General features: G+C 37.2%; 14 protein-coding genes. 3 read left to right on the top strand and 11 right to left on the bottom strand.

Going from position 1 to position 13,784, the window contains the following annotated elements; genetic code table 11:
• Positions 1–12: 12 nt before the first annotated feature.
• The 4 genes from speB to AC1Q8L_RS19915 all read right to left on the bottom strand — a co-directional run bounded on the left by speB (position 13) and on the right by AC1Q8L_RS19915 (position 3,672).
• On the bottom strand, positions 13–885 hold the full coding sequence (gene speB, locus AC1Q8L_RS19930; RefSeq protein WP_001209831.1) for an agmatinase: 873 nt from the start codon (positions 883–885) through the stop codon (positions 13–15).
• A gap of 218 nt (positions 886–1,103) precedes the next feature.
• Entirely contained in the window at positions 1,104–1,931 is an 828-nt protein-coding gene (speE, locus tag AC1Q8L_RS19925) for a polyamine aminopropyltransferase (RefSeq protein WP_000424696.1), read from the bottom strand.
• Between the two features lie 164 nt (positions 1,932–2,095).
• Positions 2,096–3,259, bottom strand: coding sequence for an MFS transporter (locus tag AC1Q8L_RS19920; RefSeq protein ID WP_000444233.1), 1,164 nt, complete (start codon positions 3,257–3,259; stop codon positions 2,096–2,098).
• 5 nt (positions 3,260–3,264) lie between these two features.
• Positions 3,265–3,672, bottom strand: coding sequence for a MerR family transcriptional regulator (locus tag AC1Q8L_RS19915; RefSeq protein WP_000276560.1), 408 nt, complete (start codon positions 3,670–3,672; stop codon positions 3,265–3,267).
• Positions 3,673–3,824: 152 nt separating this feature from the next.
• Between AC1Q8L_RS19915 and AC1Q8L_RS19910 the strand changes: the two genes are divergently transcribed.
• Together AC1Q8L_RS19910 and AC1Q8L_RS19905 are read left to right on the top strand one after the other, a co-directional pair.
• Positions 3,825–4,550: a glycerophosphodiester phosphodiesterase gene (locus AC1Q8L_RS19910; RefSeq protein ID WP_000042783.1), complete on the top strand. Its 726-nt coding sequence runs from the start codon at positions 3,825–3,827 to the stop codon at positions 4,548–4,550.
• A 100-nt stretch (positions 4,551–4,650) separates the two neighbouring features.
• On the top strand, positions 4,651–6,702 hold the full coding sequence (locus tag AC1Q8L_RS19905; protein WP_000372960.1) for a transglycosylase domain-containing protein: 2,052 nt from the start codon (positions 4,651–4,653) through the stop codon (positions 6,700–6,702).
• A 34-nt stretch (positions 6,703–6,736) separates the two neighbouring features.
• Here the strand turns inward: AC1Q8L_RS19905 and AC1Q8L_RS19900 are convergent, their stop codons facing one another.
• Both AC1Q8L_RS19900 and AC1Q8L_RS19895 read right to left on the bottom strand, forming a co-directional pair.
• Positions 6,737–7,246, bottom strand: coding sequence for a YwhD family protein (locus AC1Q8L_RS19900; RefSeq protein WP_000136682.1), 510 nt, complete (start codon positions 7,244–7,246; stop codon positions 6,737–6,739).
• 25 nt (positions 7,247–7,271) lie between these two features.
• Positions 7,272–7,946: a site-2 protease family protein gene (locus tag AC1Q8L_RS19895; protein WP_000372443.1), complete on the bottom strand. Its 675-nt coding sequence runs from the start codon at positions 7,944–7,946 to the stop codon at positions 7,272–7,274.
• 112 nt (positions 7,947–8,058) lie between these two features.
• Here AC1Q8L_RS19895 and thmT point away from each other — a divergent pair, with 112 nt between their 5' ends.
• Positions 8,059–8,244, top strand: a complete 186-nt coding sequence (gene thmT, locus AC1Q8L_RS19890) for a 2-hydroxymuconate tautomerase (RefSeq protein ID WP_001147171.1) — start codon at positions 8,059–8,061, stop codon at positions 8,242–8,244.
• Positions 8,245–8,282: 38 nt separating this feature from the next.
• Here thmT and AC1Q8L_RS19885 read toward each other — a convergent pair whose 3' ends face one another.
• The 5 genes from AC1Q8L_RS19885 to AC1Q8L_RS19865 form a co-directional block, all read right to left on the bottom strand.
• Positions 8,283–9,587 carry an HD domain-containing protein gene (locus AC1Q8L_RS19885; protein WP_000262741.1) on the bottom strand — a complete coding sequence of 435 codons (1,305 nt, stop codon included), beginning with the start codon at positions 9,585–9,587 and terminating at the stop codon, positions 8,283–8,285.
• A gap of 145 nt (positions 9,588–9,732) precedes the next feature.
• Positions 9,733–10,671 (bottom strand): ABC transporter substrate-binding protein, encoded by a 939-nt coding sequence (locus AC1Q8L_RS19880; protein WP_000787724.1) that lies wholly within the window; start codon positions 10,669–10,671, stop codon positions 9,733–9,735.
• A gap of 190 nt (positions 10,672–10,861) precedes the next feature.
• Positions 10,862–11,674 (bottom strand): ABC transporter ATP-binding protein, encoded by an 813-nt coding sequence (locus AC1Q8L_RS19875; RefSeq protein ID WP_000212068.1) that lies wholly within the window; start codon positions 11,672–11,674, stop codon positions 10,862–10,864.
• 15 nt (positions 11,675–11,689) lie between these two features.
• On the bottom strand, positions 11,690–12,706 hold the full coding sequence (locus AC1Q8L_RS19870) for a FecCD family ABC transporter permease (protein WP_001260759.1): 1,017 nt from the start codon (positions 12,704–12,706) through the stop codon (positions 11,690–11,692).
• Positions 12,703–13,758 carry a FecCD family ABC transporter permease gene (locus AC1Q8L_RS19865; protein WP_000388296.1) on the bottom strand — a complete coding sequence of 352 codons (1,056 nt, stop codon included), beginning with the start codon at positions 13,756–13,758 and terminating at the stop codon, positions 12,703–12,705. Before AC1Q8L_RS19865 ends, AC1Q8L_RS19870 begins: the two co-directional genes overlap by 4 nt.
• Between the last annotated feature and the right edge of the window lie 26 nt (positions 13,759–13,784).

Below are 13,784 nucleotides of genomic sequence, written 5' to 3'. Positions count from 1 at the left end.
TCGGCTTCACTTTTATTTCACCCAACCGAGCAGCATTTCCCGCACGAATTTGCTTGCTGCGACTGGTGTTTGATCACTATGGTCGTAGACTGGGGCTACTTCTACTAAGTCTGCTCCAACTACATTTATATTTGAATTTGCAATTGCTACGATGGAATCTAATAATTCTTTAGATGTGATACCGCCAGCTTCTAACGTTCCTGTTCCTGGAGCGTGAGCTGGGTCTAATACATCAATGTCGATTGTGACATAGACTGGGCGTCCAGCAAGTTTCGGTAATACTTCTTTTAACGGTTCTAATACGTCAAATTTATATAAGTTCATACCTACTTCTTTCGCCCATTCAAATTCTTCCTTCATTCCAGAACGAATTCCGAAAGAATATACGTTTTCCGGACCAATTAAATCACACACTTTACGAATTGGTGTAGAGTGGGATAAAGGCTCCCCTTCATACGATTCACGTAAATCAGTATGAGCATCCATGTGGATGATTGCTAAATCCGGATATTTTTTTGCCATTGCCTTAAAAATTGGCCAAGACACTAGGTGCTCACCGCCGAGACCTAGTGGAAACTTATCGGCATCTAAAAGTTTTGATACATACTCTTCAATCATGTCTAAGCTGCGTTGTGCGTTTCCGAATGGTAATGGGATATCACCCGCATCAAAATATTTTACCTCTTCTAATTCACGATCTAAATACGGACTATATTCTTCAAGACCGATTGATACTTCACGAATACGTGCAGGGCCAAAACGAGATCCTGGACGGTAACTTACTGTCCAATCCATAGGCATCCCATAAATAACTACCTTTGACTCTTCAAAACTTGGATGACTTTTAATAAATACTTTACCTGAATAAGCTTCATCAAAACGCATATTCTTTTCCTCCTTATGTGGAACTTAAGGTATCCCAACCTTTCACTATTTCTCAAATTTGGAGCGAATTGCTCCTCTTTCTCGATTTACCGGGTCTTCTTTTTAACAACAAGAAGACGATTTTCTCTACAGAAGTGTAAGTAGCTAGCATGTTCAAGTCTTCTGGACAAACACCTTAAATGAGCTACTCACACTTTATTTGTTCAAGCTCGATTTTCTTACTTAATTAAATCGCCAACAAATTTCGGTAATGCGAATGCTGCGTTGTGTAATTCTTTTGTGTAGTATTTCGTTTCGATTTCGTGGAAACGCTCTTCACTTACTTCTAATGGATCATGTTTTTTAGATCCAATTGTGAACGTCCAAAGACCACTTGGGTATGTTGGAATATTAGCTGTGTATAAACGAGTAATTGGGAAAATTTCTTTTACATCTTTAAACACAGTCGTAATTAACTCTGGTGTGAACCAAGGGTTGTCCGTTTGTGCAACGAAAATACCATCTTCTTTTAACGCTTTTGAAATTCCAGCGTAGAAGCCTTTTGTAAATAGGTTTACTGCTGGTCCTACTGGCTCAGTAGAATCTACCATAATTACATCGTATTCATTTTCGCTTTCTGCGATATGTAGGAAACCGTCTCCTACTTTTACTTCTACACGCTCATTATCTAATGCGCCTGCAATTGATGGTAAGTATTGTTTGGAGTACTCAATTACTTTTCCATCGATTTCAACAAGAGTTGCTTTCTTTACACTTGGGTGTTTTAACACTTCACGAATAACACCACCATCACCGCCACCAACAACTAATACGTTTTCAGGGTTAGGATGTGTAAATAAAGGTACGTGCGCTACCATTTCATGATAAACGAACTCATCTTTTTCTGTTGTCATAACCATGCCATCTAAAATAAGCATGTTTCCGAACTCTTCCGTTTCAACCATATCAAGTTTTTGGAATTCTGTTTGCTCCGTATGTAATGTGCGGTTAATACGCGCCGTAATCCCAAAATGTTTTGTTTGTTTTTCAGTGAACCATAGTTCCATCGTACAATCACGCCTTTCAATGCAAATTTATAATAGGGACATCATTAATGTCCCCTAACAAAAATAAAACAAAACATCCAAAATGTATAGTTAAAAGTACAAAAATACCGAAAATATATTTTAGTCAGAGGGTTCTAACATATATGTATAAAGAAAACCCTTTCTTAAGAAAGGGCTTTTGTCTCTATTTCTACTGGTTTACGAATTGGAATTAGGATCATAATACAACCAACTAACACCACAATTCCACCTACTAAAAACGGGCTTTGTGGTGAAACAGTATGACCGATAATTCCTGATAAAATCGGAGCAATTGCGCCCCCTAACCAACGAACAAAGTTATAAACACCTGACGTAACAGATCTTTCATAAGGTGAAATATCCATTACATAACTTGTATATAATGCATTGTTTAAGCCAGATGCTAATCCTGATAAAACGATAAGAGTAATTTGTAACCACATAATTTTCACAAAGAATAGTGCAATTAAGAAAATCGCAAATACAAGTAAACTACCCTTCAATAATGTTTTTGGTTCATATTTCCCTTCTAGCTTATGTGCTAAAATTGCAGAACCGTAAGCTAACGCTAATCCCCATCCGCAAAATACAAAGCCTAATTGAATAGCTGATAAATGCATAATAAGTGGTGAATATGCTAACACAACGAAAAATCCGTAGTAGTATAACATTCCTGAAATCGCACCTTGCATAAACGGTTTATACTTCACCAGGTTAAGTAATTCTCCTACGCCAGCAGCCTTACGCTTCACTTTTCGCTCCGGTTCTTTTACAAAAAAGAATACTAAAATAAATGCTAAGAAAATTAAAATACTCGTCGCGAAAAATGGATAACGCCAAGAATGTCCACCTAATATTCCACCCAATAACGGCCCCCCAGCCATACCTAAGCCGATCGCTGCTTCGTATAATCCTACTGCTTCATGAACTTCTTTACTTAATGCTATTAACAGCGTCATTGCTGTAGCAAAAAACATCGCATTTCCTAATCCCCATCCAGCACGGAAAAGAGATAATTGAGCAATCGTTTGCGATATACCACATATAAACGCAAATACAGTCACAATCGCAAGACCGATTGTCATCATCCGTTTATCACCAAATCTTGATGCAAATATACCAGCTGGTAACATCATGATTGCCATCGTTAAAATATAAGCAGTAAATAACATTTCAACTTGCCAATGCGTTGCACCAATTTTCTCTGCAATAATCGGCAAAATTGGGTCGACTACTCCTATACCCGAAAAGGCAAGGAAGGTAGCCACCACTGTAATCAATCTCCCTAGTTTTTGTTTGCTCTCCATTTTGATTACTCTCCTTTTGTGCTCTCTAAAAATGTTACTGCACGATGTAAACTATCTTCAAGTTCTGCCTTTACACGTTGCATTTGCTCCATTTTTTCGTCTAACGTTTGCACTTGTTTTTCAAGCATATCTTTAATTTCTTGAATCACTTCACGATCACGAGGGTTCTCGCTATTTCTTCTTTGCTCCATTCTTTCTTTTAGTGATAAGAAATGCTGCATTTCTTGAAGTGTGATTCCTAGCACTTCTTTCGCTTCTACAATTCTTTTAATTCTGGCAATATCCTCATCCGTATACAGACGAATATTCCCCTCACTACGTTCTGGGGGATGAATTAAACCAATTTCCTCATAATAACGAAGTGTACGTTTTGTTAAACCGACTTGCTTTGTTACTTCATCAATTTTATACATGTTTATTCCTCCCTTCACTTGATTATTACATTTTACGTTAACGTTAACTTTTCTGCAACTGTTAGACTTTTGTAAATGTTTATCATATTCAATTGTATTTTCCCTAAAGCAGTTTCATAATGAAAGAAAAGAGATAATAAGGAGAATTTCACATGAGTAAACCACTTATTTTCGCTCACCGCGGAGTAAAAGGTACACATCCCGAAAATACGATGATTGCCTTCCAAGAAGCAGAACGCATTGGCGCTCACGGAATTGAACTCGATGTCCACTTATCAAAAGATGGTGAACTTGTCGTAATTCACGATGAAACCGTCGATCGTACAACAAATGGCGTTGGACTTGTTTCGGAAAAAACGGTAGAGGAACTACAATCATTGGACGCTGGTAGCTATAAAGACCCTTCTTTCCATGAAGCAAAAATCCCAACGTTGCGTGAGATTTTCATTTGGCTTTCCACAACGAACTTACAACTAAATATTGAATTAAAGACAGATGTTATTCATTACCCAAATATTGAGGAAAAAGCTGTTGCACTTGTGCGCGAATATCATCTTTCTAATCAAATTGTATTTTCATCATTTAACCATGACTCTGTTTCATTATTAGCAGAAATTGCTCCTGAAATCCCAAGAGCAATTTTATATGATACACCGATTGCTGATCCAATTGCCGAAGCAAAACAGAGAAAAGCAAGTGGATTACATCCAAACTTCCAGCTATTAACGAAAGAATTTGTGCAATTAGCACAAGAGCAAGGATATGTTTTCCGTCCATATACAATTAACGAATACAAAGATTTACAAACTATGATTGATTATGGTGTAGATGTCATCATTACCGATTGGCCAGCACGTGCCTTTGAGCTCCTTTCTTAATGGAAGGAGCTTTTTATTTTCGAAATTTCATTGTTTAAAATAAATGAAAACCCTCAATACTAATACAATAACGCTTGTATTAATGAGGGGCTGAAAAAAGATGGATCAGACTATGAATCCAAAACTTAAAAAATATAAACGTCTTTTCTTCACCGCAATGTTTTCTTGCGTCCTTTTCTTCGTTTTTTCTTTTTTTGTTATTATTATAGTCGCAAAAATTATGGGACCTCCTCCTGTTGCGGTCCCGCAAACAAGCGTCTTTTACGCAAACGATGATACTGTTATTGGACAAAGTAATGAAATTCAAAAACGTTACAATGTATCTCTCAATGAAATTTCTCCTTATGTAAAAGAGGCGACACTATCTATCGAAGACCAACGATTCTACAAACATCACGGCTTCGATGTGAAACGGATTGCGGGTGCAATTGTTGCTGATTTAAAAGCGATGGCAAAGGTACAAGGAGCTAGTACAATTACACAACAATACGCGCGTAATCTGTATTTAGATCATGATAAAACGTGGAAACGGAAATTATTAGAGGCAATGTACACTGTCCGCCTTGAAGTAAACTATAATAAAAATCATATTTTAGAAGGATATTTAAATACAATTTATTACGGACATGGCGCTTATGGAATCGAAGCTGCGTCCCGTCTATATTTCGATAAAACAGCAAAAGATTTAACATTAGCAGAAGCTAGTATGCTCGCAGGTATCCCGAAAGGGCCAAGTGTCTATTCTCCCTTTTTGAAAGAGGATCGTGCTAAAGGACGACAAGCTCTCATATTAGATGAAATGGTCGAACAAGGATATATTACGAAGCAACAAGCAGCCTTAGCGAAGAAAGAGCCACTAACTTTTGCCTCATTAGATACGAAAAAAGTAGCAGAGGTCGCACCATATTTCCAAGATGCTGTACAAGCTTCGCTTCTTCGTGATGTTGGATTAGACGAACAAGCTTTACAACGGGGTGGCTTGCGAATTTATACAACGCTAGACCCTAAACTACAAGCTGTAGCAGAGCAAGCTGTAAAAGATCATATACCTGACACAACAAACATACAAACTGCTCTCGTCTCTATGAATCCAACGACAGGTGAAGTGGCTGCTCTTGTTGGCGGAACTGATTATACTACGAGTCAATTTAACAGGGCTACACAAGCCGTTCGTCAGCCTGGTTCTACATTTAAGCCATTTCTATATTATGCAGCATTAGAACGAGGATTCACGCCTGCTACGCGCTTAAAAAGCGAATATACTGTATTTACTTTAGGTGACGGCGTTTCAAAGTATAAACCAAAAAACTATAAAGATTATTATGCAGATGATTTTGTAACGATGGCACAAGCTCTCGCAGTCTCTGATAACATATATGCTGTAAAAACGAATTTATTTTTAGGAGATGACGCACTCGCAAAAACAGCAAAACAATTTGGAATTACAAGTGCATTAAAAGATGTGCCTTCTCTAGCTCTCGGCACATCACCCGTAAAACCAATTGAAATGGTTAACGCTTATAGCATGTTCGCAAACGGTGGAAAAGAAGTAAAACCTACTTTCATTCGCCGCATTATGGATCATGAAGGAAATATATTATACGATGCTCATTTAGAGAGTAAACAAGTTCTCGACAAGAGCAAAGCGTTTGTAATGGAAGAAATGATGACCGGTATGTTTAATAAGAAACTAAGCAGTTATGCTGCTGTAACTGGCCAATCGATGTTATCAAAATTATCAAGAACATATGCCGGAAAATCTGGTTCTACTGAAACGGATAGTTGGATGATCGGATTTACTCCGCAAATCGTAACAGGTGTATGGGTCGGATATGATCAACCTAAATCTATTTCAAACGTAGCAGAACAAGGATATGCGAAGAAAATATGGACTGATACGATGGAGAAAGGCTTAGATGGACAGCCCAAAAAAGAATTTAAACAACCAGGTGACGTCGTAGCGGTTAATATCAACCCAGAGAACGGTAAAATTGCTACAAAAAATTGTCCTATTTCTGTGAAAATGTATTTCGCTAAAGGTACCGAACCGACTGAATATTGTATGGATCACGTCGATGATAAAGAAGAATTTGAAAAAACGACTGAAGAAAAGAAAAAAACAAGTTGGTGGAAAAAATATCTTCCTTGGTAAAAAAAATAGCTGACGGGCATCCGTCAGCTATTTTTTATTCACTTAATAATGCAAGGCGCAATTCTTCACTAGATTCGTTCCAAATCGCTTCATTATGTTCTTTCAAGAACGTACCAAGTACTTTTTTAGATGATTCATCCATATGGTCAACCATAATGTGACGCTTCATTGATTTATCCATTTTGTTTACGTGTTCTGGAAGTGATTTATATCCGCGACGAATTTCACGGTCTACTGTCATTTCACAAGCTGTTACACCTGCGTAATAAGCACCAGTTGCAGTTCTTTCAATCGTTACCCAAACAAGCCAAAATGGTTTTCCGTTTGGAACTTCATCTTTATTTGTTAAAAACTTAATACCTTTTTCTACTGTACTACGCGCATGCATCGCACCGATATCAACGAATGCGGTTTTCTCTAGTACATCAACAAATACAGGTGAAATGTTTTCTAGGCTTAATGCCCCAACACCAAATCCACCATGTCCATCTGTTGAATCATTTTTCACAATATTAAAACCGATTTTTTTCTTTTTCTCTGTCATATGTAAAATCCTCCTCACTTAAAAATTATAAAAGGCCAAAAATAGGCGCAATGATACTTTGTAAAAACATTAATACATGCGGAATAACTACCTGGAAAATAGGTTGAATTGTGTAATTACTAAGCGGTGTAATAACGAGAATTAATAACGCAATCGCTCCATATTTTTCATACTGTGTCATTTTCGCGCGAATATTTGCTGGTGCTAAATCTTCCACTACACGATACCCATCAAGTGGCGGGATCGGTAATAAATTAAATACAAGTAAAACAATATTTAACATAATAAAGAGCTCAAAAAACTTTCCTAATGTTTCAGCTACTGCAACTGGAACTGCATCTAACACTCCAAATACTGCTAAGCTATACAAAATAATTAAACCAATTGCACTTAAAATTAAGTTACTAATCGGCCCTGCAATTGAAACTAATATGCCTGCAAGACGCGGTCTTTTAAAGTTATATGGGTTAACAGGAACCGGTCTTGCCCAACCGAATCCAAGAATTAATACTGCAATCAAACCGATAGGGTCTAAATGAGCCATCGGTGATAACGTTAAACGCCCTTGTCTCTTTGCTGTATCGTCCCCAAATTTATATGCAACATATGCATGTGCAAATTCATGAACGGATAATGCAATAATAATCGCCATTGCTACCAACGGAATTTCGTGCAATGGATATCTAAATAACTGATCCATACTTCATCTCCTCTTCCATATGTCAAAAAAAGAAATTATTTGTTTTTTCGATTGTTCTTCCCCATAATCCGCTATAATAAGAGTGTAACTTATATAAAAGGAGCGATTGTACATGCCATACGTAACAGTGAAAATGCTAGAAGGACGCACAGAAGAACAAAAGAAAGCTCTTGCTGAGAAAGTAACAGCAGCAGTAAGCGAAACAACTGGTGCTCCTGAAGAAAACATCGTTGTTTTCATCGAAGAAATGTCTAAGAATCATTATGCAGTTGGCGGAAAACGCTTAAGCGACAAATAATTTCAAGTTTTTCATAAGAAGCAGCCACTAGCTGCTTCTTATTTCTTTCCTTCTAACAACTCAATAATTCTCTCTTTATATTTTCCTTTTCTTCCATCTTCATAGATTAAATCATGTGGATAGAATAGCTTTTGGTCCGTTCTTTTCTTACCTGTAATCGCCTCAACAATATCCGATTCACGTGAAAGCTCTCTAAGCTCTCCGTTTGGCATAAGAAGTAGGATTGGCAAACGCTCTTCTTCTTCTCCTGCACGATAAAAGTCATACGGTAAGTCTGATGTTGAATCAACTACTAAATAATACTCCGGATCAAGTCCAATCTTTTTAAATAAACTACTTAATTCCATCCAATTATCTAAACCGTGTTTATCTGTAAACTCTACATATTTAAATAGATTTCGATTCATAAAACGGCGGCATAGATCGCTTAAAATTGGATCTTCTTCTTCCTGCCATACTTGGAAGTAGTAATACATAACGTTCTCGTCTAACTTTAAATAATCCTCTACTGTTACTTCTTCTTCAAATAAAGAATAGAAATGAACAGGATGATTTTTAAATGTATAATACTTCTCGTGCAATGATTTAGCACGGTGTAAAATCTTCGTTAAAATAACTTCTGCACTTCGCGTTACCGGATGGAAATATACTTGCCAATACATTTGATAACGACTCATAATGTAATGCTCAACAGCATGCATACCACTATTTTTAATGACTACTTGATCCCCATACGGGCGCATTACACGCAGTATACGTTCCATATCGAAGTTTCCATACTTTACGCCTGTAAAATAAGCATCTCTTAATAAATAATCCATACGATCCGCATCAATTTGGCTCGAAATCATACTAATTGCTAATTTATTAGTAGACGTTTTTGCAATTACATCTGCTACCTTTTGTGGAAACTCCTTATCAACACGACTTAATACATCATTAATCTCCGTATTGCCAACAATAATCTTTTGCGTAAATTTCTCATGATCTAATGAAAATACTTTTTCAAACGAGTGAGAAAATGGGCCGTGACCGACATCATGAAGTAATGCCGCACATAAACATAACAATCTATCTTCAGCATTCCAATTTGGTCTGCCATCAAACACATCATCAATCATACGACGAATAATTTCGTATACACCTAACGAATGAGTAAAGCGACTATGCTCTGCACCGTGAAATGTAAAAAATGTCGTTCCAAGCTGCTTAATACGGCGCAAGCGTTGAAATTCTTTCGTTCCGATTAAATCCCAAATAACACGATCACGCACGTGCACATATTTATGTACTGGGTCTTTAAACACTTTTGTTTCGCTGAGTTTGTCGTTTAAATATACCACTTTCCGACATCCCCCTTTCTTTACTACATTCTTACTTTATATTATAAACGAAATGAGAAACAGAAAGAAATGAAAGACTGTATTAATTACCTTTATAAAAAGAAAAAATCACCTTTACCGAAGTAAAAGTGATTTCCTTTATACATTATTTACCTAAAACGAATTCAGCAACTTCGTCTAAGATCATATCTTTCCCTAATGGGAAGTAACCTTTGTTTAAGTCTTCATTTTTAATTGTGAATACGTGGTTGTTTTTAACAGCGTTCATGTTTTTCCAAATTGATTCTTCTTGGAATTCTTTTAAGCGCTGAGAACCGTCACCAGTTGTAAATACGAATAAGTAATCTGGGTTGTAATCGATTAAAGCTTCTTTTTGTACTTGTACTAGTGGTTTATCAGTTGGTGTACCTTTAACTGCTGGTAGTTTTAAATCATTAAAGATTACGCTACCGTAACCGTAGTCACCGTATACGCGGAAAGCATTTGGATACGCAGCCATTTTCATAAATGTTGCTTCACCAGTTTTAGCGACGATTTTGTCATGTAATTTGCTTGCTTTTTCATCATACTTTTTGAACCATTCTTTTGTTTCTTTTTCTTTACCGAAGATTTGACCTACTTCTTCGAATTTTGGACGCCATTGATCTAATGGAGTGTTTAACATAACTGTTGGTGCAATTTTAGATAATTGATCATAAATCTTTTCTTGACGATTATTTACAAGAATTAGATCTGGTTTTGCAGCAGCTACTGCTTCGATGTTAATTTTATCGCCCCAAGCAGAACCAACTGGTTTAACGTCTTTTAGTTTCTTTTCAATATGTGCATCAATTTTTTCTTGAGATGTATTAGCAGTAATAACCGGTTTCATACCGAAAATTAATAATTCTTCTGTTGAACCACTAAGGTCAGCAATTTTCTTTGGGTTTGCAGGAATTTTAATTTCCCCTTTTGCATGTTTTACAGTGCGCTCTTCAGTCTTTGCATCTGCTTTCTTTTCTTCTTCTTTGTTAGAACAAGCAGCAAATAGTACAGAAGTCACAACTAATACCATTGCTAATAGTGCCATTTTAAAATTCTTCATGTTCCCACTCCTTCTAGCTGTATTTATCTTATAAGTTGCAATGAACTATAAGAAACGAAGATAACAATTAATCAATATATTTTTATTAATTGTTGTTAATACCCCATTCTAACGGGCGTTCAACTTCCCATTCTTATATAAGAAGCTCAACGTCCATTAGAAGTCCCCCCTCTTCACGAGGGGGTTCTACTTAAGCTTTTTTACGCAATTGATTACTAATCATCGCTAAATCATATGTTAAGCAAATTGGCTTACAGTTTACTGGACATGGAACGATTTGAGCTTCAATCTCAAATACGTTACGAAGTGTTTCACTTGTCATAACTTCATCTGGTGTTCCTTGTTTCATTAACTTACCTGCTTTTAATGCAATCATATGATCTGAGAAACGAGAAGCGTGGTTTAAGTCATGGATAACCATAACAATCGTTCTACCTTCTTCTTCATTTAACTTTTTCAATAAGTTTAATACTTCTAATTGATGAGCCATATCTAAGTACGTTGTTGGTTCATCCAATACAAGTAATTCTGTTCCTTGTGCAAGAGCCATTGCAATCCAAACACGTTGACGTTGACCACCAGATAGCGCTTCTGCTGGACGATTCGCAAATTCTTTCATTCCTGTCACTTCAAGTGCCCAGTTAATGTAGCGATAATCCTCTTCTTTCAACGTGCCAAACCCTTTTTGATGAGGGAATCTTCCGTATGACACAAGCTCAAATACAGTAAGACCCGTTGGTACTTCTGCAGTTTGTGGTAAAATCGCCATTTTCTTTGCAATTTCTTTCGTTGGCTGTTTCTCAATTGCTTTTCCGTCAAGATAAACAGTACCTTGTTTTGCCTTCAAAATACGAGACGCCGTTTTTAATAATGTGGACTTCCCACAACCATTTGGCCCAATAATTGTTGTAATTTTCCCTTCCGGAATTTCAACTGTTAATCCATCAATAATTAAACCTTCATTATAGCCAACAGATACCGCATCAACCGCTAAAGTTGCCATACGAAAAGCCTCCCTTTATTTTGTCCTCATAAGTAAATAAATGAAATACGGTGCACCAATTACAGAAATAACAAGACCAACTGGTATTTCTGAAGTTGTTAGTACACTTCTTGAAATTACGTCTGCGAATAAAAGTAAAAACGTTCCTATTAGCGCAGCTGTGGGCAACATGATTTGATGTTTGCCACCAACAAGGCGCCTTGCTAAATGCGGGGCCATTAAACCGATAAAGCCAATTCCACCGGCAACAGCAACAGATGCACCCGCTAAACAAACTGCAATAAATAATAATTTACGTCTTTCTTTTTCTACATTTACACCAAGGCCAACTGCTGTAGAATCGCCTAGGTTCATTACATTTAATATGTGTGCTTTACTTATAGCAAGCGGTAAGAAAATAACCATCCATGGAAGTACGCTTAATACGAATTTCCAATCTGTACCCCATAGACTTCCCGCCAGCCAAATCGTAGCAAAACGAAAATCGTTAGATGTCATCTTCATAGAGAAAATTAAACTAACAGCTCCAAATCCAGCTGCAACGGCAATACCGACTAGTATTAATCGAGTCGATGAAACGCCGTCTTTCCATGCTAATAAATAAATAATTACCGCTGCTAATATCGCTCCAACTAGTGCGAAAAATGGAAGAATGAATACAGATAAAAATGTACCAGTCCCTACTTTCCCGAAGAAGAAGTAGACGAATATAACAACTGTTAATCCCGCTCCAGCATTAATCCCTATAATACCTGGATCAGCAAGTGGATTTCGTGATAAACCTTGCAAAATCGCACCTGACATAGCTAAAGCAGATCCGACTAGTATAGCGATTACCATACGCGGCATACGGAATTCAAATAAAATAACAGACTGATCTTCACCCCCTAGTCCAACCAATGACTTTAATACGTCCATTGGGGGTATTTTAAAAGTTCCTGTATTTAAACTAATAAGAAATATAGAAACGATTAGTCCTACTAAAATCGTTAATATAGAAATGTTCTTTTTTGTTAAGACACTCGTCCTCACATCTTTCCTCTCCCTTCATTACGTGCTAAGTAGAGGAAGAATGGAACCCCAATTAGCGCTGTAATTGCTCCAATTGGCGTTTCAAATGGCGGGTTAATAACGCGAGATAACATATCTGCACATTCAATTAACAGCCCGCCTAAGACCGCAGAACATGGAATAACCCATCTATAGTCCGAGCCTACAAGGAAACGAGTCATATGCGGGATTACAAGACCAACAAACCCTACTGATCCTGCCATGGAAACTGCGGAACCCGTTAAAACAAGAACAAGTACTGTTCCGATAAATTTAATTAATGTCGTATTTTGACCAAGTCCAATTGCAATTTCTTCACCGAAGCTCAAAATTGTAATATATCTCGACATCATAATTGCGATAAAAAGACAAACAAGGCCAATTGGCACTAACATATTAATACTTTGCCATTTCACTCCAGCAACTCCGCCTGCATTCCACATGCTCACCTCTTGGGCAAGATTAAAATACAATGCGATTCCAGATGAAATTGCCCCTAATAAAGCACTAATAGCTGCACCTGCTAAAGCTAATTTCACAGGTGTTAATCCACCTGGTGAAGAAGACCCAATTCCATATACAATGCTTGCACCAAACGCAGCTCCAATAAAAGATGCGATAACAAACATTAAATAAGGTGAATTAGGGAAAAATGCATACATAATTGCAATTCCAAATACAGCCCCATCTGTAATTCCCATTAACGATGGTGAAGCAAGTGGATTTCGCGTCATGCCTTGCATAATTGCTCCTGATACCGCTAAAAAGGCACCTGCAACTACGCCCCCTATTGCTCTAGGCATGCGAAGCTCTTGAATTACGTTATGATGTGTAATAGATCCATCAAACTGAAATACAGCTTGCCATACAGTCTTTAAACTAATATCTGCAGCCCCAAAAGAAATAGAAACTGCCATGCTTAAAGCTAACAAAACTGTACCCGCTACTAAAATAATAGAAGCGATGAGCGGTCTGCTCTTAATCTCTTTAACATTCTCTTCTTGCTGTTCTATACTGCTTGCGCTCGCTTCCATCCCTCAACCATCCTAACCAACAACAT

Source organism: Bacillus sp. GW823-FHT06A11, from assembly GCF_058795355.1.
This window is presented reverse-complemented; position numbering and strand designations above follow the sequence as displayed.